This window comes from Candidatus Didemnitutus sp., assembly GCA_019634575.1.
GTDB lineage: Bacteria > Verrucomicrobiota > Verrucomicrobiia > Opitutales > Opitutaceae > Didemnitutus.
On record JAHCAY010000002.1, the window covers coordinates 182,647 to 207,093 of the forward strand.

The window sequence follows — 24,447 nt, forward strand, 5'->3', positions numbered from 1 at the left end:
CGGCGGCCCGGCCAGAGACCCAATTTCACCTTTCGAGGCCTGCTTGACTGACCCTGTGCGGTGGACGCTGCAAACCCTCCGAAACCGGCGATGTGAATAAGCCTGCGTCCGTCACCAAGCCATGCCTCATCCTGCGCCCCAAACTTCCCTCTGGGAAACCGTGAAATGCGACCTCAAAGGTCTGTTTCCCGAGGATGTGTTCCAGATGTGGTTTGAGCCGATGAGCTGCCTCGAGTCCAACGACGACGCCGTCGTCCTCGGCGTGCCGAACGACTTCGCCGCGATCTGGATTCACGACAACTACCTCGACCTGATTTCGCAGCGCATCCGCCTCACCGCCGGCCGCCTGGTCCACGTCTCGCTGCGCAAATCCGAGGCCAACGGTGCCAGCACGCCCGTGCCGGTCCGTCCCGAGCCGGCCCACCGCCACCGCGCCGGAGCGAAGACCCGCACCGTCCGCTACGATGAGCGCACCGCCGTCGCCGGCTCGCTCAACCCGCGCAACACCTTCGAAAACTTCGTCGTCGGCGGCAACAACCAGCTCGCCCACGCCGCCGCGCTCGCCGTCGCCCAAGCCCCCGCGCAGGCCTACAATCCACTTTTCATCCACGGCAGCACCGGCCTCGGCAAGACGCACCTGATGCACGCCATCGGGCACAGCATCCTCCAGCGTAACCCCGAGGCGAAGATCGCCTACCTCTCCACCGAGAAGTTCACCAACGAGTTCATCCACGCCATCCAGGAGAACTCGCTCACGAAGTTCCGCCAGCGCTACCGCAACGTCGACGTCCTCCTCGTCGACGACATCCAGTTCCTCGCCGGCAAGGAGCGCATCCAGGAAGAATTTTTCCACACCTTCAACGACCTCTTCGAGTCCGGCAAACAGATCGTCCTCTCCAGCGACCGCCCCGTCACCGAGATCGCCGCGCTCGAAGCGCGCCTCGTCTCGCGTTTCCAATGGGGCCTCGCCGCCGACATCCAGTCGCCCGACCTCGAGACCCGCGTCGCCATTCTCCGCACCAAAGCCAACACCCTCAAGGTCGACATCCCGATGCCGGTCCTCGAGTTCATGGCGCAGCACATCTCGAAGAACATCCGCCGCCTCGAAGGCGCGCTGATCAAGGTCTCGAGCTACTCCGCGCTCACCGGCAAACCCCTCGATCTCCCGACCGCGGAAAACCTCCTGAAGGACGTGCTCATGGAAGAGGCGCAAAACCGCCTCAGCATCGAGGCGATCCAGAAGCGCGTCGCCGACCACTACCAGATCCGCCACTCCGACATGACGTCCAAGCGCCGGCCCAACGCCATCGCGTTCCCGCGCCAGATCGCCATGTATCTCTGCCGCCAGCTCACCCGCCACTCCCTCCAGGAAGTCGGCGACGCCTTCGGCGGCCGCGACCACGGCACCGTCATCCACGCCATCAAGACCGTGGAAAACATGATGGAGACCGACGACTCCGTCCGCGGCAGCGTCGACTTCCTCAAGGCGCAGCTCTCGAAGTGATTTTCGTCAGCACACACACCTGACAACTAACAAACGGCCGGGTGCGAAAGCGCCCGGCCGTTTGCTTTCCCCCACGCCACGAGCGCCCATTCGAGCCTCGCGCGAAGACGGCCGCTCAAAGCGCCGTCACACTCGCATACCGGTCGGAACGCGCGAAACCCCTTCCCGCGAGCCGGAGCGCGCGCGCCCGCTCCCCACGCCAGTTCAACGCCACGATCTCCTGCTCGGCTTGCAGCCAGATCGACACGTCCTGCCCCACCGGCCGCCCCGCGTGCCGCCAAATCGCGGAGGCCCGGGAAGAGATGTCGCGACGACTGCCGCTTGCGAGACGCAAAGGCCGCACCAGCACCGAAGGAATGGTTTTCATCCCCTACCCTGCGCCTTTCCCCGGAAATAGCAAACCACGCCCCGGCCCGCGCTTCCCCCACGCTTGCAATCCCATTTCCGAATTCGAAAATGCCTCTCCCGATGACTCTCTCTCCCGAACAAAAAGCCGCCGTCGCCTCCTGGATCGCCGCCGGCGACAATCTCTCCGCCGTGCAGAAGAAGCTGCAGGAGCAGTTCAAGATTTCCCTCACCTACCGCGACGTCCGCTTCCTCGTCGACGACCTCGAACTCGATCTCAAGGACCCCGCCCCTAAGGTCGACACCACCGACGTCACGAAGGCCGCCCCAGCCCCCCGCCCCGCTGCGCCGGAAAAGAAAGGCATGCTCGACAAACTGAAGGAAAAGGTCGGCCTCGGCACCGGCGACGGCGAGACACCTGCCGCCGACGAGGACGAGTTGCCCGCCGACGAATTCCCCGAGGAAGAAACGTCCGCCGCCCCCGCCGGCACGGGCAGCGTGACCGTCGAGCTCGACCGCATCGTGCGCCCTGGCTTCGCCATGAGCGGCACCGTGAACTTCAGCGACGGCGTCGCCGGCAAATGGGCCCTCGACCAATACGGCCGCCTCATGCTCGACACCGGCACGCCGGGCTACAAGCCGAGCACGCCCGACGTGCAGGCCTTCCAGCGCGAACTCAGCGCCCAGCTCCAGCGCCAGGGCTACTGAGCCGGGCCCCGCCAGACGTCGGCAGCCACGAGCCCCGGTAGCCCGCGACCTCCTGGCGCGGGGAAAGCCGCCGATCTGCGCCCACACCGCCACGCACTCTCCCGCCATGTCCGAATATACCTTCGAAGTCGCACGGACGATCACCGCTCCGTCCGCCAAACTCCACGCCATCGTGGCCGACTACCGCGTCGGCCACCCGAGCATCCTGCCGCGCCCGCCCTTCGGCGAACTCGTCGTCGAGGAGGGCGGCATCGGCGCCGGCACCGTGATCCGTTTCGAACTCAAGCTCGGCGGAAAATGGCACACGACCCGCGTGCGCATCACCGAACCCCAACCCGGCGTCCAACTCGACGAGTCCGACCTCGCCGGCAATTTCGTCACCAGCTACTTTTTCGAATCGCTCTCACCGGCCGAGACACGCCTCACCATCCGCACCGTGGCGCGCACGCGCGCCGGCGGGATCGCCGGCTGGCTCGAACGCCTCTTCACGCCGCGCCTGCTCAAGCCCGTTTACGAGCGCGAACTCGACTTGCTCACCGCCAAGGTGCGGTGAGCGTCACGCGCCGGCGAGCAGACGCCGCAACTCCGCCTCGTCGATCACCGGCACGCCAAGCTCGCGTGCCTTCTCGAGCTTGGAGCCCGCTTCCTCGCCCGCGAGCACGTAGCTGGTCTTCTTGCTCACGCTGCTGCTCGTCTTGCCGCCCGCGGCCACGATCATCGCGGAAGCCGCTTCGCGCGACAGCGTGGGCAGCGTGCCCGTGAGCACAAAGGTCTTCCCCGTGAACACGCCCTGCACGGGCGCTGTGGCCAGCCGCGCTGCCGTCGGAGCGAGCCCGAGCTCGCCGAGTCGCATCACCGCGCGTCGGCCGCGCTCGCTCGCGAAATACGCCACCGTATGCCGCGCCACCTCCGCACCGATCTTGTCGGCGCCGGGCGTGCGCATGCGGAATTCCTCCAGCGTCGTTTTCTCCGCCGCCAGCTCCGCATGCCGTGCGGTGCGTGCCGTGCGCTCGGCCTCGTCCTTCGGCGGATTCAACCGCGAGCGCGGGCTGATGCGCGTCATCTCGTCGGTCACGTCGGCGAGCCTTGCGAGCTTGGGCAACACCTCGGAATTCGCCACCGCCGCCAGCGTGCCGTGCACCGCCGCGATGTCCTGCGCCGTGGCGCCGCCCACGTCGCGGATCTGCAACGCCAGCAGCCACCGATCCAGCGGCAGCGTGCGCGCGCGCGCGATGGCTTCGACGATCTTCGTGGCGTTCTTCACGCCGAGCACGCGCGGCGCCTCTTCGGTGCCGAGGTTGAGCGCGCCGAGTTTCTCCGCCTCGAGTGCGAACAGATCGAACACATCGCGCACCGCGCCGGTGCGCACCAGCGCCTCGGCCACCACGCCGCCGAGTCCTTCGAGATCGAGCACCGTGCGACCCGCGACGTAATCGAGGCGGCCCGTCAACTGCGCCGCGCAATCGGGATTCGGACAGCGCACCGCGACCTCGCCCTCGACGCGCACGACCGGCGTCGCACACACCGGACACATCGTCGGAAAAACATACGGCGCGCACTCCAGCGCGCGACGCGCGACGTTCACCGCGATCACGGCCGGGATGATCTCGCCGGCTTTCTCGACCGAGACGTAGTCGCCCACGCGGATGTCCTTGCGCGCGATCTCGTCCTGATTGTGCAACGTCGCGCGGCTGACCGTCGTGCCCGCGAGCTGCACGGGCTCGAGCTCCGCCACGGGCGTGAGCACACCGGTGCGCCCGACCTGAATCGTGATGCCCTTGAGCCGCGTCTCGGCGCGCTCCGGTGCGAACTTGTAAGCACAGGCCCAGCGCGGCGACAGCTTGCGCGCGGTCTGTCCCTCGCCGCGGTAACCGGCGCGCGCCTGCAACGCGAAGTCATCGAGCTTCACCACCGCGCCGTCGGTCGCGTAGGGCAATGTTTCGCGCAGGGCGTCAATCGTGCGGATCGCCGCGACTGTCTCCTCGATGCCGCGCGTCTGCCGGCGGTGTTCGAGTGTCGGCAAACCCCACGCGGCGAGCGCGGCATGCCATGCCGCCTGCGACGGCACGAGCTCCGCGGGCTCACAGGCGCCGAGACCGTAGAGCACGATCTCGAGGCCGCGCGCCTTCACGACGGCGGCGTCGAGCAGCTTCAACGTGCCCGAGGCGAGGTTGCGCGGATTGGCGTAGGGCTCGAGACCGTCGTCGGTCTGTTGCTGGTTGATGCGCGCGAACTCCGCGAAGCGCAGGAAAATCTCGCCGCGAATCTCGACCAACTCCGGCACCGGCGGCAGCGCGAGATCGGCCGGACGCCGCAGCTCATGCGGCAGGTTCGCGATGGTGCGGACGTTGGCGGTGACGTCGTCGCCTTCCTCGCCATCGCCGCGCGTGACGGCGCGCACGAGCCGGCCTTTTTCGTAGGTGAGGCTGATGGAGGCGCCGTCGATCTTCGGCTCGACCGAGTAGACGAGATCGTCGCGGCCGACGAGTTTCACCAGACGCGCATGGAAGTCCCGCAGCTCTCCTTCGTCGTAGGTGTTGTCGAGTGTCGTCATCGCCTGCCGGTGCTTCACGCGCGTGAAGCCCTCGGTGCGGTCGTCGCCGATCGATTGCGTGGGCGAATCGGCGGCGGCGAACTCCGGGAACTGCTGCTCGAGATCGGCCAGTCGCCGTTTCAGCTGGTCGAACTCGAAGTCGCCGATCTCCGGCCGCGCCGCGTCGTAGAGCGCCTGATGGTGCGCCACCTCGGCGCGGAGCGCGGCGATTTCCTTCTGGGCTTCAGCGGGATTCATGCGACGGCGAAAGTTGGACGCATCCGCGCCCGGTTTTCAACTCCGCCGACGCGGCCCGAGCGCCCGCTCCAGCGTCGCCCGATACCACGGCCAATGCGCGTAGACCGTCACGGCCACGATCGCCCCCAGCGTGTCGGCGACCCAGTCGCCGAACTCCACGCTCCGCCCCGGGGTAAAGCTCTGGTGCCATTCGTCGGTCAGCCCGAAAATCGAGACCGCGATGATCGGCACCCACGCACGACCCGGCACGAACCCATTCCGCGTCACCAGCGTGGCCAGCAGCCCGAAAATCGAGAAATGCGCCAGCTTGTCGAAATCGACGATGTCCGGTGCCGCCACCTGCCCTTGGCCCGACGCGCATACGATCACCGCAGCCAGCACCGCCGGCCACAGCCACCCGCGCCAGCCGTGGGATGATGACAACTGCATCCCCCCCAGCCTACCCCGCGCCCGGTCCGTCCGCTCAAGGCAATTTCGCCGCGAAATCTCCCGCTCGCGCGCCCCGATTGAAGCGCAAATTCCGAGGCGATTCGGTCAAATGATACAGTGAGCCGGCACTTGCGGGGTCGCCCCCCCGCCGCCAACGTAGCCGCCGATGAATTCCCTGCTCACGGACCGCAGCATCCTCTGGGTCGGCACCCTGCTCTATCTGGCAGGGTTCGTGGCGGGCTGCATCCAGTTGCTGCGCAAGCAACACGCCACTGGAGACCGCACACTGCTGAACGTCCTGCTGGCCTTCGGCCTCGCGACCCAGACCGCCGGCCTCTACGTGCGCGGGCTGGCCCACGGCGGCTGCCCGCTGGGCAACCAGTTCGAGATCGTCCAATTCGTCGCCTGGTCCGCGATGGTGCTCTATTTCGCCGTCGGCCCCGCCTTCCGCGTCAGTTTGCTCGGTCTGTTCTCCTCCGGCTACGCCGCCAGCCTCGCCGCCATCTCGCTGAGCATCCCGCAATGGGACCTCACGCGCGGCACCAAACTCTTCGGCAACAACCCCTGGATCGAGTTTCACGCCGCGCTCGCCGTGTTCAGCTACGGCGTCTTCGGCTTGCTCGCGCTCACGTCGATCATGCATCTGCTGCAAAACTGGGCGCTGAAGCAAAAACGCCTCGACGGTCTGTTCTGGTTCCTCCCGTCCGTCGTGCAGCTCGACCAGATCAACCGCCGCATGCTCATCGCCGGCGTCAGCCTGCTCACGATCTCGCTCTGCGTCGGCGCCTCGTGGTGGGTGCGCGACACCGCCTCCGTCCACTGGCCCAAGCTTCTCGTCACTCTTTCCGTCTGGTTCGTCTACACGCTCGCCCTCGTCCTCCGCTGGCGCGGCGTGCTCTACGCCGTCCGCTTCTCGTGGGCGTGCGTCATCCTCTTCATGCTCGCGATGATGTCCCTCGGGCCGATCAACGCGAACCGCGAGTCCCATCGCGTCGAACTCACGCCGGAACGCTGAGCCATGGAGAGCCAGTCACCCGTCCTCGTCCTCTTCGGCGCCAGCCACCACACCGCGCCCATGTCGGTGCGCGAACGTTTGGCCTTCGACGAAGCTCGCGCCCAACAGCTCGCCGAACGCCTCCGCACCCTGCCGGGCGTCCGTGAATTCGCGCTGCTCAACACCTGCAATCGCGTCGAGCTCTACGGCGTCGCCGAAAACTCCGCCTCCGCCGAATCCGTCCGCCGCACCATCAGCGACATCACCGGCTGCGCGCCGGCCGAGCTCGAGGGCGTCGTCGTCCGCCGCGATAACCACGACGCCATCGCCCACCTCTTCGAAGTCGCCTCCGGGCTCGACTCGCAGATCGTCGGCGAGGTCGAGATCCTCGGTCAGGTGAAGGGCGCCTACGACAAGGCGCTCGAGCGCAAATGGACCGGCCCGGTGTTGAACCGTGTTTTCCAGAAAACCTTCCAAGCCGCGAAGCACATCCGCACCAACACCGCCATCGGCGCCGGTCAGGTCAGCATTGCCACCGTCGCGGTCGACCTCGCCGGCAAGATTTTCGGCGAACTCGCCGACACGAAGGTCCTCGTTGTCGGCGCGGGCGAAATCGGTCTGAAGACGGCCCAAGCCGCCCAGAGTCGCGGCGCCAAATCGATCACCGTCGCCAGCCGCACCCTCTCGCGCGCCGAGGAGACTGCCGCCGCCACCGGCGGCTGGGCCGCCACCATGGCGGAGCTGCCGGAGCTGCTCGCCTCGTCGGATTTTGTCGTCAGTTCGACCAGTTCGCCGAATGCGGTCATCACGCGCGACCTCGTGGCCAGCATCCTGCGCAAGCGCGCCGGCCGCCCGCTCTTCCTGATCGATCTCGCACTCCCGCGCGACATCGAGCCCGAGTGCGCCGGCCTGTCAGGCGTCTACGTCTACAACCTCGACGACCTCGCGCAGATCGCCGAAGCCAATCTCGCCCAGCGTCAGGCCGAGGTGGCCAAATGCCGCGCCATCCTCGCCGAGCGCACCGCGCAGCTCTGGCCCGCCGTCGCCCACTCGCTCGGCACGAACAACACGCCGAAGCCGCACGCGTGAGGCGTGCGTCGTTCGCTCGCGTTGCGGACTGACGCGCCCGAAAGGCCTCCGCACGTAGTTTCCCATCGGAGGGCGCGGCTACCGCCGCGCTGCGAATGTTCCACCGCGTTCCCCGCACAGCGCGGCGTTAGCCGCGCCCTCCAAGTGCGACCCTTGGTGGAGCGCTTTCATGGCGGCCTGCAAATCTACGCCGCCAAATGCGAGCGCTCCGCGAGCTTCTCGCGCGCTTGCACCAGCGCCTTGGTCAGCTCCGGCGTCTTGATCGGTTTGGCGAGATAATCGTCCATCCCGGCGTTCAGGCAGGCTTCGCGGTCGCCTTGCATGGCATTCGCCGTCAGCGCGATCATCCACGGCCGCGCCGCGGGTGACGGGCGCAGCTGCACGAGTCGCCGCGCCGTCTCCAAACCGTCCATCTCCGGCATCTGCACATCGAGGAGGATGATGTCGTAGCGCTGGCGCTCCAGAGCGGCGAGCACCTCAAGCCCATTGGCCGCCACATCCGCGCGGTAGCCGAGATTGCGCAACATCAGGAGCGCGACCTTCTGATTCACGGGATTGTCCTCGGCCAGCAGCACGCGCTCCGTTTGCTGGAACTCGGGTTCGATCGCGGCCTGCGCCGGCGTGATCGGCTTCAGGATCGTCGTGGGCTCCTCGATCTCGCGTGGACCGAGCACGCGCGCCAACGCATCGACGAGCAGCGACGGTTTCACGGGTTTCATCAGGTTCGCGGCAAACAGATTGGCCGGCACGCGATTGCCCACGGACGACAGCAGCACGAGCGGCAGCTCGTCGGCCGGGACGAATTTCCGGATCTCCTCCGCCAGCATGTGTCCGTCGAAATCCGGCATCTGCATGTCGAGGATGGCCACGTCGAAGTGCCGCCCGCCGCGCAGGAGCTGCAGCGCCTCGTCGGCCGAGGCGACGCCGTGCGGAATCATGCCCCAGCCGCGCGCGAGCTCGCCGAGGATGCGGAGATTCGTCGCGTTGTCGTCGACCATCAGCAGATGGCGGTTTTCCAGCGTCGACCGGGCGGCGTTGATGAACGGCCGCGGTTTGCTGGCGGCCGCCTCCAGCTTGACCGTGAAAAAGAAGGTCGAGCCGACCCCGGGCGTGCTCTCCACCCACATGCGACCGTCCATGAGTTCGGAAAGGCGCTTGCTGATCGCCAAGCCGAGACCCGTGCCGCCGAACCGGCGCGTCGTCGACGCGTCGACTTGCGAAAACGACTGGAACAGCCGTCCCATTGCGTCCGGCGCAATGCCGATGCCCGTGTCGCGCACGGCGAAGAGCACCTCGGCCATGCCTTCGGCCGGAGCGAGCGTATGGGGACGCACGGACAGCACCACCTCGCCCTTCTGGGTGAACTTGATCGCGTTGCCGAGGAGGTTGACGAGCACCTGTCGCAGTCGCGAAGCGTCGCCGCGCACGTTGTTCGGCACGCCGTCGGCGAACTCGTAGAGCAGGTCGATGCGCTTCTCGGATGCCCTGGTCGCGAGCACGTCGAGCGCGCCCTCGACGCAATCGCGCAACGAAAACTCGAGGCACTCGAGCTCCATGCGGCCTGACTCGATTTTCGAGAAATCGAGGATGTCGTTGATGATCGTCAGCAGCGCCTCGCCGCTCGTGCGGATCGTGTCGGCAAACTCGCGCTGCTCGCGCGTGAGCGGCGAGTCGAGCAGCAGGCTCGTCATGCCGATCACGCCGTTCATGGGCGTGCGGATTTCGTGGCTCATCATGGCGAGGAACTGGCTCTTGGCCTGGCTCGCGAGATTCGCCTCCACGGCGGATTGCTGGGCGTGGGAAATCACTTCCTCGAGCTGCTCGTTCAACGTCGCCGCCGCCTCCATTGCGGACTGGATCTCGGCTTCGCGCGCTTTCTTGTCGGTGATGTCGACGATCGAGGCCACTTCCTCGAGCGGCGCATCGGGCGAGGCCCGAAACGCCTTCACCGTCAGGTGACACCAGCGGATCGAGCCGTCCGGGCGCACGTAGCGCTTCTCCATCGAAAAACGGTTCACCTCGCCGCGCACGAGCCGCGCCTGCTGCTGCTGTTGAGCGGTCCAGTCGCCCGCGTGGGTCACGGCGCGAAACGCCCCCGGATCGAGCGCCTGCTCGCGCGTGAGCCCGCTCAGGCGCAACACCGCGTCGTTGATCCACGTCTCGCGCGGCTCGCTGTGTTTCACCCAACTCACGCCCATCGGGAGCGCGTTCAGGATGAACCGGTATTGCGCCTCGCGCTGGGCGATCTCGCGCGTCATTCGCTCCGCCAGCGCGAGCGAGTGGCGGCGCCCGTGAACGAGGATCCACGCCAACGCCGCCGCGAACGCCGTCGCGGCTCCGCCGCTCGCCAGCACCACGAATTGCAGGGTGCGATTGCCCGGCTGCCGCGCGTCCGTCACGGAAGCGACCGCCAATGTCGCGCCGAGGCCGACCGCCAGCGTTAACGCCGGCAGCCACCGGCTCCGCAGGAGGCGGTTGGTCGTGGGAACAGGGGACATTATGCCTCTTTCATCGACACAAACGCCCATTCCCTGACCCGAAAATCTCAGCCCAATTGCCTCAGAACCCACTCTGCCGCACTGCCCTGTGTCGGCGCATGCAGGAGCGTGCGCAAACGCGCCGCCTGCTCCCGTGTCCGCGCAACCCGTGCGCCGTCGTGCAAACAAGCCCGCAACTGCCCGCCCAGCGCCGCCGGAGTCGCCGCACCTTGGATGAATTCCGGATACATCGCCTCTTTCAGCAGCAGATTCGCGATGCCGATGAACTCCACCTTCACGATCAGCCGGCCGAGGAAATAGGTCAGCGGATCCGTCTTGTAGGTCAGCGCCCCCGGGAGGCCGGCCAGCGCGCACTCGAGTGACATCGTGCCGCTCGCCGTCAACACCGCCGCACCCGCGACCGGCGCGCCGCCGCCCGCCCGCAACTCCACGCGATCACCCACGGGCGACGCCACTTTCAGCGCCTCGAGCAACGCGCGGATTTCCTCGCTCGGATAAAGCGCTACCGCGCGCTTGTCGGTGCCGGATTGCGCGAACGCTTCCAGCAAAACCGGAAACAACCGCTTCACCAACGCGCGCCGACTACCCGGCAGCAACAGCACCGGACCGGCCGGATCGAACGCAACCGGCAGTTGATACTCCGCCGACAAAAACGGATGTCCCACGAACTCGACCGGCAGCGTCGTGTCCGCGTAGGCCGCGGGTTCGAACGGAAAGATCGCCGCCACGCCATCGAGGTGCCGCGCCATCGCGAAGCGCCGCCCCGCACGCGACGCCCAGATTTGCGGGCTGATGTAGTAAAGCGCCTTGGTCGGCCCGCCCGCCTTCGCCGAGAAACCGCGCTCGAACAACCCGCGCGCGATGCGGAGATTGAGCCCCGAGGAATCCACGAAGCACACGGCACGCGGCCGATGCTCGCCCACCCAACGCACCACCTCCGCGATGAGTGCGCGATAATACGAAAGCTTCGCCAGCACCGCGAAACCCATCGTCGAGCCGACCGTGAGGTCGCGCAGCAACTGGACCCCCTCCGCCGCCAGCCGCGGCCCGCCGAGCGCGCAAACGCGCACCTCCGGCTGCTTGGTTCGCAGCTCGCGCACCATCCGCGCCGCATGCGCGTCGCCCGAATGCTCCGCCGAGACGACGAGCAAATCCACCGCACCGCCGATCGGCGCGGGCAGTGACGTGGTCGCAAGCGTGCCTCCAGCCGCCATCACGATTTCTTCGCCTTGCGGATCTGGTCCGTGATCGTGATCGCGACTTCGAGGGCGGACTTGCCGAGCGCGGCGCCGACCTTGGGCTGCTTGGCCTCGCTCACGCTCTCGAGAAAATGCGCCAGCTCGATCGCCAGCGGCTCGCCTTTCTCGATGGGAATCTCGTGCACCGGAATCGACGAGGCGTCACCGGCCTTCGCGAGACCGATCTTCAGCTTCACGCCATAAGCGATGATGTCGCTCTTCTTCACCAGATGGCCCTTCTGGTTCATGAAATCGAGCGACAGGTAGGCGTTGTCCTGGAAGACGCGGATCTCGCGGTTCTTCTTCAGGCTCATGCGCGAGGCCGTGAGGTTCGCCACACAGCCGTTCTCGAACTCGATGCGCGCGTTCGCGATGTCCTCGGTCTTGGAGAGGACGTTGATGCCCAAGCTGTCGATCTTGCGGATCGGCGACTGCACGAGCGCCAGCACGATGCCGATGTCGTGGATCATCAAATCGAGCACGACGCCGACCTCGGTGCCGCGCGTGGTGTAGGGCGCGAGGCGCTCGGTCGTGATGTATTGCGGACGATCGGCGTGCTTTTCGAGGAACGCCATCACCGGGTTGAAATGCTCGATGTGCCCGACCTGCACGATGCGGCCGGCTTTCTGCGCCGCGGCCAGCACGCGCTCGGCCTCATCGAGCGAGGCGCAGAGCGGTTTCTCGATCAGCAGATGGCAACCCGCCGCGAGCAGCGGCAGCGCGACCTTCTCGTGCAAATCCGTCGGCACGACGACGCTCACGGCTTCGCACGCGGCACCGAGCTCGGCGAGCGTGGCGAAACGCCGGCAGTTGTGCTTCGCGCAAATCTCCGCCGCGCGCGCGTCGCTCGTCTCGAAGATGCCGACGAGTTCCGCATTCGGAAGCGACGCGTAGATGCGCGCGTGGTGTTGCCCGAGCGAACCGACGCCCGCGACGCCGCACTTGATCTTGGACTTGGCCATGCGCGCGAACGTAGCGGACGAGCCGCGCGGAGCCATGCAAAAGATGCGACGTGGGTTGCCGGAAGCGCGCACGCCAACAGTGCGCGGGCGCGGTTCACCTTGTGGGAGCGAGCTTGCTCGCGACTGAAGAACGGTCGCGAGCAAGCTCGCTCCCACAGGGCTCAGTTCGCGCGATCGGTCCGCCAGCCTCAGCGCCACTGTCCCTGATGCAGGAACAGCTGCCGCTGCGTCTTCGCCGCGTGCGCGGCGTTGTGCGTCACGAGCGCAAGCGCGGTGTTTTCCTCGGCGCAAACCTCGAGCAGCAAATGGATCACCTCGTCGCCCGTCCGCTCGTCGAGGTTGCCGGTCGGCTCGTCCGCGAGCAGCAGCGCCGGACGGTTCATCAACGCGCGCGCGACGGCCACGCGCTGCCGTTCGCCGCCCGAAAGGTGCGCCGGCACGTGATGCGCGCGATCGGCGAGACCCACGCGCTTCAGCAACGCCGCCGCGCGCTCGCGCTGCGCGGCAGTCGGCGAGCCGAGCATGCGCGCGCCCATGAGCACGTTCGCCAACGCGTCGATCTCCGGGATCAGGTAATACGCCTGAAAAACCATCCCGAGGAACCGGCCGCGGCGCGCGGTGAGCTCGCTGAGTGAGAGTTTCGCGGTCGCATCGCCGCCCCAGAAAATCTCACCGGTGTCGGGCCGGTCGAGTCCGGCGAGGAGGTTGAGCAGTGTGCTCTTGCCCGAGCCGGATTCGCCGCGAATCGAGACGCTCTCGCCCGCCGCGATGGCGAGATCGACGCCGCGCAGGACTTCGAGCGTCGCGTCGCCGCTGCGGTAGTTTTTGCGCACGCCACTGGCGCGCAGGACTGGCGTGGCATCAGACATGGCGCCCTCCACTTAGGGTGGGCAGCGCGCTTGCGCGCACCTCGTCGTCGGCGCGCGCATGCGCGCTGCCTACCAGATGGTCGTGTTTCTCGGCGCTATTCACTCCGCAGCGCCTCCACGGGTTTCAGGCGCGCGGCGCGCCAGGCGGGAATCAGCCCTGCGAGCGTCGCGGCGGCCAGCGAGAAGATCACGATGATCGCCACGTCTTTCGGCGCGGTGTGCGCCGGCAGCGAGCTGAACTGATAGAACTTCACGAACGCCTCCTGTCCCATCGTGAAGCGCGCGATGAGCTGCACGATGTTGTCGCGCCAGTGCAGCAGCGCGAAGCCGAGCCCGAGTCCGAGCGCCGTGCCACCCACGCCGATGACGAGGCCTTGGGCGCAAAAACACAGCGCGACATCGCGCGCCTTGCCGCCCATCGCGGCGAGCAGGCCGATTTCGCGCGTCTTGCGCACGACCGACATCAGCAGCGAACTCGTGATCGAGAACGCCGCCACGACGATGATGAACGTGAGCAGGAAAAAGATCATGTTTCGCTCGAAGCTGAGCACGGCCTGGAAGTCGGCGTTCGATTCGAACCACGTCAGCGCGTAGGCCTGCGGCGGCAGCGCGTCGTTGAGCTGCGCGGCGACGGTATATTCGTCGGCACCGGGCTTCAGTCGGACGTTGTAGCCGTGCACCGTGCGACCGAGGCCATAGAGGTCCTGCATCAGGCGCAGCGAGCAGAGCACCGTGGAGCTGTCGAGTTGCTGGTGCCCGATCTGGAAAATGCCGGCGACGCGCACCTCGCGCGGGAGGAGCACTTCGTTCTGTTTCAAGCGCTCCATCATCAGCGGCGAATAGACGCTCACTGTGTCGCCCACGCGGACGCCGAGCGATCGTGCGAGGATCGAGCTGAGAATCACCGAGTCGTCGTCGAGGTCGTCGAGCCGGCCGGAAATGAGGTATTTTTGCAGCGGAATGACTTCCTTCATCCGCGCGACGTCGAAACCCGTGATCGCCGGAAACGCCGGTCGGCGCTCGAACTCGAGCATCACCACACCCGCCGCGAACGGCGCGTAGCTCGCGACGCCGGCCTGTTTCCTTAACGCTTCCTCGGTCGCGGCCGCCGGCCGCTGGTCGAGCACGCCGCGCGCGCGCACTTGCACCTCGCCCTGCGTGTCGATGATCATGCGCTGGATCTGGTGACCGAAGCCACCCATCACGCTCGTCGACACGAGCATGAGCGCCACGCCGAGCCCGACGCCGACGATCGAGATCAACGTGAAGAACGACACCCGCCCGGTCGGGAACAGCTGCTTGAGGGCGAGATAGATCGGCCAGGGCATGGGCGCGGCGCCAGTTTAGGTTTAGGAGTTTAAGTTGAAGTAGCGCACGCGGACATCAGGAGCGCGGTTCGGTGCTTCAACTTCAACCTTCAACTTCAACTGGCCGCAGGCCTGAGCGACGGGAACAGAATCACGTCGCGGATGCTCTCGGCGCCGGTGAGCAGGATGCACAGGCGGTCGATGCCCACGCCCATACCACCGGCGGGCGGCATGCCGTGCTCGAGGGCGAGCAGGAAATCGTTGTCGAGGTTCTGCTTCTCCTCGCCGACCTGCTTCTCGAACATCTCGCGCTGCACGAACGGGTCGTTCTGCTCCGAGTAGGCCGGTGCGACTTCCATGCCGCCGATGATGCACTCGAAAACGTCGATCAGGCCCGGGTCTTCCTTGTTCAGCTTGGCGAGCGGGCACAGCTCCTTCGGCAGATGCGTGACGAACGTCGGCTGGATCAGCGTCGGCTCGATCTTCTTGCCGAAAATCTCGTTCACGACCTCGTGCGTTTCCCAACCCGGATGCACTTCAAGGCCGAGCTTGGCGCAGGCCTCGATCGCCTTCTCGCGATACTCGGGCTTGCCGCGGAATCCACTCAGCGCGAAGCCCGCCGCCTCATCGATCAGGTCGAAATAGCGCACGCTGCGCCACTCGCCGGCGAAGTTGATCATCTGGCCGCTCGCGGCGTGCTTGATCTCGGTCGCGCCGATCACGTCGCGGCAGAGGTCGGCGAAGATCGCCTTCAGCAACTCCATCATGCCGCCGAAATCCGAGTAGGCCTGGTAAACCTCGAGCATGGTGAACTCGGGGTTGTGCTTGCGCGAGACGCCCTCGTTGCGGAACACGCGGCCGATCTCGAACACGCGGTCGTAGCCGCCGACGAGCAGGCGCTTGAGGCGCAACTCGAGCGCGATGCGCAGGAAAAAATCCGCGCCGAGCGCGTTATGATGCGTCGTGAACGGCCGCGCCGCCGCGCCGCCCGCCACGCCTTCGAGGACGGGCGTTTCCACTTCGAAAAAGCTGCGTTTCGCGAGCGTCGAGCGGATGCTCGCGACGATCTTGCTGCGCAGCATCAGCCGCTGGCGCGACTCGGGATTGACGATGAGATCGAGGTAGCGCTGACGATAAACCTGCTCCGGATCGGTGAGTCCGTGCCACTTCTCCGGCAGCGGACGCAGCGCCTTCGACACGAGCGTGAACGCATCGACGCGCACCGTGATTTCACCGGTCTTGGTTTTGAACAACGCGCCGGTCACGCCGATGATGTCGCCGAGATCGAGTTGCTTCTTGAAGACGCCGTAGCGCTCCTCGCCGAGCACGTCCTTGCGGAAATAGAGCTGAATCTGCCCCTGCTGATCCTGGATCTTCACGAACGAGCTGCCGCCCTGCACGCGGAACGTCACGAGCCGTCCGGCCACCGAGGCCGTCGCGGCGTAATCCTGGCCGTCGACGTAGAGCGCTTTGGCGTCCTGGGAAAAGTGCGTCTGCGGCGCGCTGGCCTGGAACGGATCAAAGCCGCCCGCGCGCATGTCCTGCAGCTTTTGGCGCCGCACGGCGAACTGGTCGTGAGTGATGTCCTGCTGGTTCTCGCTCATGGAACCGCGCACGATTGGGCGCGCCCCCGCCCGGGGCAAACGGAAATTGGGTTCTAGCCGCCGCGCTTCAGACCGAGTTCCACCCGGCCACGACGGCTCGCTTGAAATCCGGCCAGTGCGCCACGATATCGCCGGCCATGTAACCGACCGCCGTGCCCCCAACGATCCACCCGACGTGGCTCAGCATAAATCTCCACTGCGCTGCGGGCGATGAGGCCTGCACGCCGGCCGCGATCCCGAGCAGCAGCGTGCCGATCGAAACGCCCCAAATCGGCGAGCCAACGAGCGCGAGGCTGAACGGCAGACTGATTGCCAGTCCTTTGACGACTTCCAGACTGCGGCGACGCGCGTCGTCCGTTTGAAGAGGTGAGTTACTCATGGTGCGCTGGCCCGCGCCCGGACTGAGTCGATGGCAGTGGCCGACCGCAAACCGATTTAACGCTCCGCGGACGCGCCAGTGAAAAGTTGCGCCCGCCCCGAAGCTCGGCGAAAGCTTGTCCCGCCATGGCCGAGCCATCGTCCGCCCACTCCGCCGCTCCCGCCCTCGACCTCGTCGACTGGGGACGCACGGCGTATGCGGACGCGTGGCGACGCCAGGAAGAACTCGTCGCCGCCCGCAACGACGGCCGCGCGCCCGATACGCTCGTGTTCACGGAGCACAACCCCGTGTTCACGATGGGCGTGCGCCGCGGCGCCGAGCAAAATCTCCTCTGGCAACAGGCCGAGCTCGCCCGGCGCGGCATCGAAGTCGTCACCACCAACCGCGGCGGCGACATCACTTACCACGGCCCGGGCCAGATCGTCGGCTACCCGATCGTGAACCTCGCGCCGCGCAAAGACCTGCACGCCTATCTGCGTTTCCTCGAGGACGTGATGATCGCCAGCGTCGCACACTTCGGCCTCGCCGCCGGCCGCAATCCCGGCAAGACCGGCATCTGGATCGAGAAGCGCAAGATCGCCGCCATCGGCGTCGCCGTGAAAAAGTGGACGACGTTTCACGGCTTCGCGCTGAACGTGAACACCGACCTCACTCCCTTCACCGGCATCATCCCCTGCGGCATCACCGCCGCCGACGGCACCGTCACGTCGCTGCAGCTCGAACTCGGCCGCACCGTGGATATCGCCGAAGTGAAAGCCGCGCTCGCCGCCGAATTCCGCGCGCGTCTGCCGGAGTTTCTCGCCGGCGCCAACGCATGAGCGAATCGGCGTTCGCATCGCCCCCCATCTCACTTGACCGTCGCGCGCGCCTCGGACTCGTTGTGCCGCCCGCGATCTTCGGCAACCGCGACGGCGCCGCCTCCGCCCTCGACCACGCGCCCACGCTCCAGCCGCAGAACGCCGACGCGCGTCGCCGGCACAAGCAACCGCAATGAAACCGGAACGTCCTTCCGCCCGCGTGCCGTGGCTCTGGGCCGGATTGCTGGGAGCTGTGCTGACCGTCGCGTATTGGCCGGGTCTGCGCACCCCTTTCGTCTTCGACGACCTGCCGTCGCTGGCGCAGAACGCGACGCTCGCCTCGCTTTCGCGCGCCTGGAGTCCTCCCGCCGGCGGCCTGACGGTCAGCGGCCGACCGTTGCTCAACTTCTCCTTTGCCCTCAACCACGCATTCGGCGGCGATCAGGTGCTCGGCTATCATGTCGCGAACCTCGCGATCCACTTCGCCGCGGCGTTGCTCCTTTTCGGCCTCGTGCGCCGAACCTTGGCCGCACGCCCCGATGCCGACTGGATCGCCGGCGCCACAACGCTGCTCTGGGCGCTGCATCCGCTGCAAACCGAGTCCGTCACCTACACGGTGCAACGCGCGGAATCGCTCGCCGGCCTGTTCATCCTGGCGACGCTTTACGCCGCGCTCCGCGCGCGCACCAGTGCGCGGCCACGGCTCTGGGCCACGCTGGCGGTGGGCGCGAGCTGCGCCGGCGCCGCAACCAAGGAAACGGCGGTGGTAGCCCCGCTGCTGATCCTGCTCTACGATCGCACTTTCGCAGACGGTTCGTTCGTCGCCGCGATCGCAGCGCGCCGGCGTTTTTATCTCGGCCTCCTCTCCTCGTGGGTGCTGCTGGCGGCGCTGGTCGTGAGCGCGCACAGCCGCGGCGGCACGGCGGGGACGGCCGGTCCGGTCAGTTCCGGACAATACGCCGCGCTGCAACTCTCCGCGATCGCCCATTATGTGCGGCTCGTGTTCTGGCCCTCTCCGCTGGCGTTCGATTATGGCCCGTTCCAGAGCGTCGATGTCGCCGCCGTGCTGCCGGGCGCGATCTTCACTGTAGGAGCAATCGCTGCGACTGGATGGCTGCTCTGGCGGCGGCCTCCGCTGGGGTTCCTCGGCGCAAGCTACTTCATTTTGCTCGCCCCCAGCTCGAGCGTCGTGCCCGTCGTCACCCAAGTCGCAGCCGAGCACCGTGTCTATCTCGCTCTCGCACCACTGCTGCTCGCGATCGTGCTGGCCGGTGCTCGCTGGCTGCCGCGTCCCGTGGCGCTGGTCGCCGCCGCCGTCGCCGCGCTCGCTTGCGCCCGCCTGACCTGGCAACGCAATCGCGTCTACGCCACGCCCATCGGCCTGTGGAGCGATGCGGCCGCCGCGTGTCCGACGAATCCCCGCGCACATCTGAACCTCGGGGAACAGCTCGCCCGCACCGGACGCACGCGTGAGGCGATCGCCTGCTTCGAGAGCGCACTGCAGTTGCAGCCGAACTACGTCACTGCCCTCTACGACCTCGGCACGGCGCTCATCAGCGATCGCCGGCCACGCGACGCGATCGCTCCGCTGCGACACGCCCTGGATCTCGAGCCGGACCACGCCGAGGCCGCCTACAACCTCGGCAACGCGCACGCGGCGCTCGGTGAACACACTGACGCGGTGCGCGCTTTCACATGGAGTCTGCGGACCCGACCCGATCGCGCCGCGGCGCATTTCAATCTCGCGAACAGCCTGCTCGCGCTCGATCGCCTGCCCGCGGCCATCGATCACCTCCGCCGCGCCGTCGCGCTCGCCCCCGACCATGCCGACGCGCACTTCAACCTCGCGAACGCCCTTTTCCAAAGCGGGCACCCCGAACTCGCGATCCCCGAATACGAAGCGGTCCTGCGCCTCAATCCGAGCGATGCCGACGCAGCGACCAATCTCCGGCTCGCCCGCGCCTCCGCGCGCGAAAATCCCCGGTAAGCAGCGATTAACCCGCACGCCGCCGCCATCAGCCGGGGCGATAGACCGCGAGTGCGCACAAAACCCACTTGTCGTCCCGGCGGCTTCGTGTCCTTTCGTAGCTCCTTCCGATGACTCCCACCTCGCGCAAACCCGACTGGCTCCGCGCCAAGCTGCCCTCCGGCCCCGGCTACAAGGCCACCCGCGCACTCGTCGAGACCAACAAGCTCCACACCGTTTGCCAGTCCGCGCAGTGCCCGAACATCGGCGAGTGCTGGTCGCGCGGCACCGCGACCGTGATGATCCTCGGCAACATCTGCACGCGCTCCTGTAACTTCTGCGCCATCCAAGTCGGCCGCCCGACCGAGTTCGACCTCGGCGAGCCCGCGCGCGTTGCCGACGCCGTGGCCAAGATGGGCCTGCGCCACTGCGTCATCACCTCCGTCGCCCGCGACGACCTGAAGGACGGCGGCGCCAGCGTCTGGGCCGCCACGATCCGCGCCACAAAATACAAGAGCCCGCAATGCGCCATCGAGGTGCTCGTGCCGGACTTCAAGGGCAACATGGATCAGGTCGACATCGTCCTCGACGCCAAGCCCGACATCTTCAACCACAACGTCGAAACCGTGGAGCGCCTCCAGCGCCCCGTGCGCGTGCAAGCCCGCTACGACCGCAGCCGCTCCGTGCTCCGCCACGCCAAGAGCCGCGGCTTCACCACGAAGACCGGCATCATGCTCGGCCTCGGCGAAACGCAGGACGAGATCGCCCAGACGATCCGCGACATCGCCAGCGACAAGACCGACATCCTCACGATCGGCCAGTATCTCCAGCCCACGCCCCAACACTGGAAGATCGACCGCTGGGTGCCGCCGGAGGAATTCGCGCACTGGAAAAAATTCGGCCTCGAGCTCGGCATCGGCGTGATCGAATCCGGCCCGCTCGTCCGCTCCAGCTATCACGCCGACGAGCAGTCGCAGAAGTATACCGGCGTTGTGAATTCCATCGCTAAAATGGACTCTACAGCGGTGACAGCTACTCTACAGCAATAAAATGTGCTGAGGCTGGAGAGATGAGCAAGGAGGTGCCGCCGATAAGAGAGATGCCGCAAGACGAGCATCTGTGGCACTTACAGGGTCTCGGAAAGGTTGACCGAAAGCAAGAAGCCGGAGTGCGAATTGAGGTCGTGATGGTGCGCGCCCTTGGTGAGGCGCCCAGGAAGGCAGACGATTTCGACTACGAGAGCGCGGTGACGATCAAGGTATTCGTCGGATACCTGCCACTACTAACCATGGGCTCTTTCTGGCGCAAAGGCCTTCGGGTGGACTACAAGTATCCCGCGCAGCAGATCGTCAAACTAACAGCCGTGGATGTCTCGCCCGCAACTAGCGTCGAAACACACCTCGGATACCAGCCCGACGGGAAGTATGGATTGGTGCCCTATAGCGACCAGCGATTCTATTTCGGGAAGGTCCACCTCGGCCGGACGCGAGTGTTAGGTATCCGACACAACAACGATCCGTTTGGGATAATCGTCCCGATGGCGGAATTGATACGCTTCTACTATGCGAGATCCTCGGACTTAGCCCGGGCTATCTTCAACGGCGTGTTCACACATGACGCGAACTCAATCTACAATCCCGATGCGACCGGACCGATGACGGTCGCTGGAAAGCGGCGCATGGTAGTTCGACGGCGGAAGGAGTTTGAGAATGCAGACTGCTGGGTGATCGGACGCATTCTTGTGAGTCCTGAAGCCAATCAGGGTGCGAAGATGGTGCATGATCGGCTCAAGAGTGAGAATCTACGCAACCGGCCGATGTTTCCCGCGTCACGTCCGCCTTTTTGGGGAATAACAAATTGGAGACTCCGCGGTATCCACCTAAGAAACGGCCGCTGGTTGGTGCATGAGCTGCTAGGCTGCACGGCTCCGTATCCGTTCGAAGAGCTAGAGGTCATCCCCGATAACGACAACACGCCCGGAGCCAACGATCCTCCCCGGGCGCAACTGCCCGAGGCTTTTCGCGGAGCGCACGAAACACGTGCGGCCAAGGACGCGGACCGGATGGACAGCACGACGGCACCAAACACCACGCTAGTTGGAATCGAAGTGAACGTGCCCAGCTTATCCCCCGACCAATTCTCGGACATAGCGGGGAAGAACATCATTCATACCGAAAAAGCCGCGTGCCGATACAAAGCCAGCAGCTATGGAGCGACTATCGCTCCCAACCAGAACACGACGAATTTTTCAGCAGGTGACCCGAGCTACGCAGAGTCGGACCATGGCGAGGCGAAACTGACCGGCAGCGTGGGAGAAGACTCTATGGAAAGCCGCCGCGCCGCAGCGCTGCGAGCTTCGCTGCCTGGACTGGCCGCGATCGCCGTAGAACTATCGCAACGCGGGATTCCTGCGGCGCTGCGTCGGTCGACCGAGGACATGTATTTGCCGCTGATCGAAAAGCAGCAGTCGACACGCAAGGGTCGCAATAAAAGACAGTGGGCATATCTCGACTCGGCCACACGAACCCGCCGATCTGTCCGCGCGTTCGACGTGACGACGCCGAACGGGAGCGCGCTGTTGGTAGAGTTTCAAATTCGGGAAAACGAGAACTACCCTCTCGCGGTGTTTCACGGAATCGATGTGAGCGATGCTCTCCTCGAGGATCTGTTGCGCCGGCTGGTTGAAAAGAAAGGGCGTTGGGGTAACATCGACTTGGAGGACGGGCTGAAGCTAGCGAGGTTCAAGCACAGCCGAGCAACTCACGCCGATTTTGCTGCTGCGATTGCACGATTTTTGCAGACGTTACCCGAGTCGTCCGCGCCCGGCGGTTGAGAGGAGCGATCAGTCGTCGATACCATTCCGGAGAATCAGGAAAGTCGCGGCTCAAATCGGCGTAAGAAACGTCGCCAGATTCCCACGCCTCGACGATCCACGACGGTGTCGCGAGAAGAGAAAGTGCTAGTTGTAACACGTGATGTCGCTCCGTGACGCCTCGCTGCTCGAAAGCGTATTTTCCGCGAGGCACAAGGACTCGCGGAGCGTGCAACCGTGCCCGCACAAACTCGAGCAACCGCGAGCTTCGGCGCGGAGACACCATGGCCTTGGCCAGTTGATGCAAAACATCGAGGTGTCCCCGCTCAAGTCCGGTCCGGTCCCTGTCTGCGAGCGTCCTGGCCATCGCGATAGCGCGATCTCCCGCCGGAGCGGAGTAAGGAGAGAAGCGGAGCTGCGGTGCTCTGCGCAGGTCGAAGGAACAGCGATGACAGCGGCAGAGCGGTCGAGTGATCGTGCGGTGCGGTCGGCCCATTTCACCGCGATGAAACGCGACCGCCGCGTAGCAACGCGGACAGCGGTCGCGCAAGATGAGCTGATGTTCGGGGCACACCGTTAGCACGGCCGCTCTCCAGACCAGCCGGAAATATGGTTCGTCGTCACCCGCGAGACACTCCGGACAGAATTGAAGTCCGTGAAGTCGGCGCGTCCGATGATAAATGCCGAGCGGGGCTACCCAGCGAAGCTGACCTGAGGAGTGCCAATGCCAGAACAAGCGGCGCCGAAATGCGGCGATGGTGAGGCTCCGCACAACTCTCATCGGTGTCCCGGTTCGTGCGGCCAAGGTCGCGAGCAACCAGCTTGGTGCGCCACGATCAATGTCCCGATTCCACAGCTGATACTCGCGGCCGAAGACGAGCTGCGAAAAGGTCTGGATTTTTAGACCGTGTGCGTGGGCAATCCGCGCGACCCAACATGACAGCAGCTCCCCGGCATAAGGCTTCGGATGCGCAGGCCATAGCGTTGGTCGCTTCATGGCCTTAGGGGCGCTACCTGATACGATACCCGCCAAACGAAACGAGACGACCGCGAGCGTTTTCTGAAACGCCAAGATTCCTCATTTGTCGACGGTGGATCTCGTCCTCGCGGCCTTCGGCGATCAAGCGTTCGTTCTCCACGCGAAACGAGTTTTTCAGCGCAGTCGCGTCTTTAGCCGCTTGGCTCAAATCGCGTCGCCGCCCGTGTTGCCGCCGCCGGCGTTGGTCGTGCGCGGATTGAACGCGCAACCAGTAGCCAGAGATTTGATTGAAATAGGCGCACAGGGACCGATCGATTTCCGCAGTGATGCTGAGCTTGCCTTGCAAAATTTTCTTCACGCGCTGCAGGGGCAACTTCGCATCCTTCGCAAACTGTTTCGCCGTTATCCCTCGCGGCTGAAGAAACTCCTCGCGCAACAGTTCGCCAGGATGGACGTTCACGGCATTGACCGATTTCCTGCTGCTCGAAGGCCGCGTCTTCATCTGCTTGAGCGGTGCCGATCTGGCGGCCCGAATCAAGACCGTTTCGACTTTCGGCACAGCCCGCACCCTACGCTGGGCTAAATTGCTCAGTAAATTCGATCGAGGCGCGAGCCGCTTTGCTCAACAAGACACGTGGCCAAGAAGTCCAGCGTGTTCGCCCAGCAGGAGTAGGCGGATTCCTCGCTGTTGTGATAGTGCGTGTTGATGATGACTGGACAGGTCATGCCGTCGGTGCGCGCCTCGAGAAATAAAGCCCCAAGGAGCTGCCAATGCAGCGCAACACGTTCCGCAAACCGAGCTGCGCTAAGCGCCTGAGAAAAATGCCAGAACAGCTTAAAGTAATTCACCGCATCCGCAGCCAACACCTTGTCGTTAATGCAGAATTCGACGTATCCGCTCATTCTGAATCCGTGTTCGTCGGCAACTTTGCCACTCACACAGCCGACGGTGAAAAACGCAGTTTCGCTGGCGTTCACGAGGGTCAGGAACCGAGCCAAAGCGGGGTCATCGTGCACCTCCGGAATTTGACTGACCTGGTCCGTCCTGCCCTTGAGCGATCGAAAACCGTGGTTGGTCTCACCATCTGACCTTGGATCGCCGCCATTGTAAGGAACGCCTTTCCCGCCGGGCGTAAACTCAAGGTAGCAATCGTAGGACTTCGGAAATTTCATGCG

General features: G+C 65.5%; 23 protein-coding genes. 10 read left to right on the top strand and 13 right to left on the bottom strand.

From position 1 onward, the window contains the following. The first annotated feature begins 121 nt into the window (after positions 1 to 121). Positions 122 to 1,504, top strand: a complete 1,383-nt coding sequence (gene dnaA, locus KF715_15830; protein MBX3738164.1) for a chromosomal replication initiator protein DnaA — start codon at positions 122 to 124, stop codon at positions 1,502 to 1,504. A gap of 115 nt (positions 1,505 to 1,619) precedes the next feature. Here the strand turns inward: dnaA and KF715_15835 are convergent, their stop codons facing one another. Then, positions 1,620 to 1,871 (bottom strand): DUF2934 domain-containing protein, encoded by a 252-nt coding sequence (locus KF715_15835; GenBank protein ID MBX3738165.1) that lies wholly within the window; start codon positions 1,869 to 1,871, stop codon positions 1,620 to 1,622. 101 nt (positions 1,872 to 1,972) lie between these two features. Between KF715_15835 and KF715_15840 the strand changes: the two genes are divergently transcribed. Both KF715_15840 and KF715_15845 read left to right on the top strand, forming a co-directional pair. After that, a complete protein-coding gene (locus KF715_15840; protein MBX3738166.1) occupies positions 1,973 to 2,557 on the top strand; it encodes a hypothetical protein in 585 nt (194 codons plus the stop codon). Positions 2,558 to 2,663: 106 nt separating this feature from the next. Continuing rightward, entirely contained in the window at positions 2,664 to 3,110 is a 447-nt protein-coding gene (locus tag KF715_15845; protein MBX3738167.1) for an SRPBCC family protein, read from the top strand. A gap of 3 nt (positions 3,111 to 3,113) precedes the next feature. Here the strand turns inward: KF715_15845 and ligA are convergent, their stop codons facing one another. Then, positions 3,114 to 5,348, bottom strand: a complete 2,235-nt coding sequence (gene ligA, locus KF715_15850) for an NAD-dependent DNA ligase LigA (protein ID MBX3738168.1) — start codon at positions 5,346 to 5,348, stop codon at positions 3,114 to 3,116. A 36-nt stretch (positions 5,349 to 5,384) separates the two neighbouring features. Then, positions 5,385 to 5,777, bottom strand: coding sequence for a VanZ family protein (locus tag KF715_15855; GenBank protein ID MBX3738169.1), 393 nt, complete (start codon positions 5,775 to 5,777; stop codon positions 5,385 to 5,387). Between the two features lie 166 nt (positions 5,778 to 5,943). Between KF715_15855 and ccsA the strand changes: the two genes are divergently transcribed. Beyond that, entirely contained in the window at positions 5,944 to 6,792 is an 849-nt protein-coding gene (ccsA, locus tag KF715_15860; GenBank protein ID MBX3738170.1) for a cytochrome c biogenesis protein CcsA, read from the top strand. A 3-nt stretch (positions 6,793 to 6,795) separates the two neighbouring features. After that, positions 6,796 to 7,860: a glutamyl-tRNA reductase gene (hemA, locus tag KF715_15865; protein MBX3738171.1), complete on the top strand. Its 1,065-nt coding sequence runs from the start codon at positions 6,796 to 6,798 to the stop codon at positions 7,858 to 7,860. 185 nt (positions 7,861 to 8,045) lie between these two features. Here the strand turns inward: hemA and KF715_15870 are convergent, their stop codons facing one another. The 7 genes from KF715_15870 to KF715_15900 all read right to left on the bottom strand — a co-directional run bounded on the left by KF715_15870 (position 8,046) and on the right by KF715_15900 (position 16,717). Next, complete coding sequence (locus KF715_15870; GenBank protein ID MBX3738172.1) at positions 8,046 to 10,358, bottom strand: response regulator; 2,313 nt, start codon at positions 10,356 to 10,358, stop codon at positions 8,046 to 8,048. Positions 10,359 to 10,405: 47 nt separating this feature from the next. Continuing rightward, entirely contained in the window at positions 10,406 to 11,572 is a 1,167-nt protein-coding gene (locus tag KF715_15875) for a lipid-A-disaccharide synthase (GenBank protein ID MBX3738173.1), read from the bottom strand. Next, positions 11,572 to 12,594: a Gfo/Idh/MocA family oxidoreductase gene (locus KF715_15880; GenBank protein MBX3738174.1), complete on the bottom strand. Its 1,023-nt coding sequence runs from the start codon at positions 12,592 to 12,594 to the stop codon at positions 11,572 to 11,574. Before KF715_15880 ends, KF715_15875 begins: the two co-directional genes overlap by 1 nt. Positions 12,595 to 12,746: 152 nt before the next feature. Continuing rightward, positions 12,747 to 13,427 (bottom strand): ABC transporter ATP-binding protein, encoded by a 681-nt coding sequence (locus KF715_15885; GenBank protein MBX3738175.1) that lies wholly within the window; start codon positions 13,425 to 13,427, stop codon positions 12,747 to 12,749. 95 nt (positions 13,428 to 13,522) lie between these two features. Beyond that, positions 13,523 to 14,755: an ABC transporter permease gene (locus KF715_15890; GenBank protein ID MBX3738176.1), complete on the bottom strand. Its 1,233-nt coding sequence runs from the start codon at positions 14,753 to 14,755 to the stop codon at positions 13,523 to 13,525. Between the two features lie 95 nt (positions 14,756 to 14,850). After that, the gene (gene lysS / locus KF715_15895; protein MBX3738177.1) at positions 14,851 to 16,338 is read right to left on the bottom strand and encodes a lysine--tRNA ligase; all 1,488 of its coding nucleotides are present in this window, start codon (positions 16,336 to 16,338) and stop codon (positions 14,851 to 14,853) included. Positions 16,339 to 16,405: 67 nt separating this feature from the next. Continuing rightward, positions 16,406 to 16,717 (bottom strand): hypothetical protein, encoded by a 312-nt coding sequence (locus KF715_15900; GenBank protein ID MBX3738178.1) that lies wholly within the window; start codon positions 16,715 to 16,717, stop codon positions 16,406 to 16,408. A 125-nt stretch (positions 16,718 to 16,842) separates the two neighbouring features. Here KF715_15900 and lipB point away from each other — a divergent pair, with 125 nt between their 5' ends. From lipB to KF715_15925, 5 genes are all read left to right on the top strand, one after another. Continuing rightward, entirely contained in the window at positions 16,843 to 17,535 is a 693-nt protein-coding gene (gene lipB / locus KF715_15905) for a lipoyl(octanoyl) transferase LipB (protein MBX3738179.1), read from the top strand. Further along, positions 17,532 to 17,711, top strand: coding sequence for a hypothetical protein (locus tag KF715_15910; GenBank protein MBX3738180.1), 180 nt, complete (start codon positions 17,532 to 17,534; stop codon positions 17,709 to 17,711). Before lipB ends, KF715_15910 begins: the two co-directional genes overlap by 4 nt. After that, complete coding sequence (locus KF715_15915; protein ID MBX3738181.1) at positions 17,708 to 19,501, top strand: tetratricopeptide repeat protein; 1,794 nt, start codon at positions 17,708 to 17,710, stop codon at positions 19,499 to 19,501. Before KF715_15910 ends, KF715_15915 begins: the two co-directional genes overlap by 4 nt. 110 nt (positions 19,502 to 19,611) lie before the next feature. Next, positions 19,612 to 20,529, top strand: a complete 918-nt coding sequence (lipA, locus tag KF715_15920; GenBank protein ID MBX3738182.1) for a lipoyl synthase — start codon at positions 19,612 to 19,614, stop codon at positions 20,527 to 20,529. Positions 20,530 to 20,549: 20 nt separating this feature from the next. Beyond that, entirely contained in the window at positions 20,550 to 22,313 is a 1,764-nt protein-coding gene (locus KF715_15925) for a hypothetical protein (GenBank protein MBX3738183.1), read from the top strand. On the opposite strand, the gene KF715_15930 is transcribed toward KF715_15925, so the two are convergent. The 3 genes from KF715_15930 to KF715_15940 form a co-directional block, all read right to left on the bottom strand. Then, positions 22,222 to 23,289 (bottom strand): TniQ family protein, encoded by a 1,068-nt coding sequence (locus KF715_15930; protein MBX3738184.1) that lies wholly within the window; start codon positions 23,287 to 23,289, stop codon positions 22,222 to 22,224. The genes KF715_15925 and KF715_15930 overlap by 92 nt on opposite strands. 13 nt (positions 23,290 to 23,302) lie before the next feature. Continuing rightward, positions 23,303 to 23,731, bottom strand: coding sequence for a HigA family addiction module antidote protein (locus KF715_15935; protein MBX3738185.1), 429 nt, complete (start codon positions 23,729 to 23,731; stop codon positions 23,303 to 23,305). A 128-nt stretch (positions 23,732 to 23,859) separates the two neighbouring features. After that, positions 23,860 to 24,444 carry a hypothetical protein gene (locus KF715_15940; GenBank protein MBX3738186.1) on the bottom strand — a complete coding sequence of 195 codons (585 nt, stop codon included), beginning with the start codon at positions 24,442 to 24,444 and terminating at the stop codon, positions 23,860 to 23,862. Positions 24,445 to 24,447 lie beyond the last annotated feature (3 nt).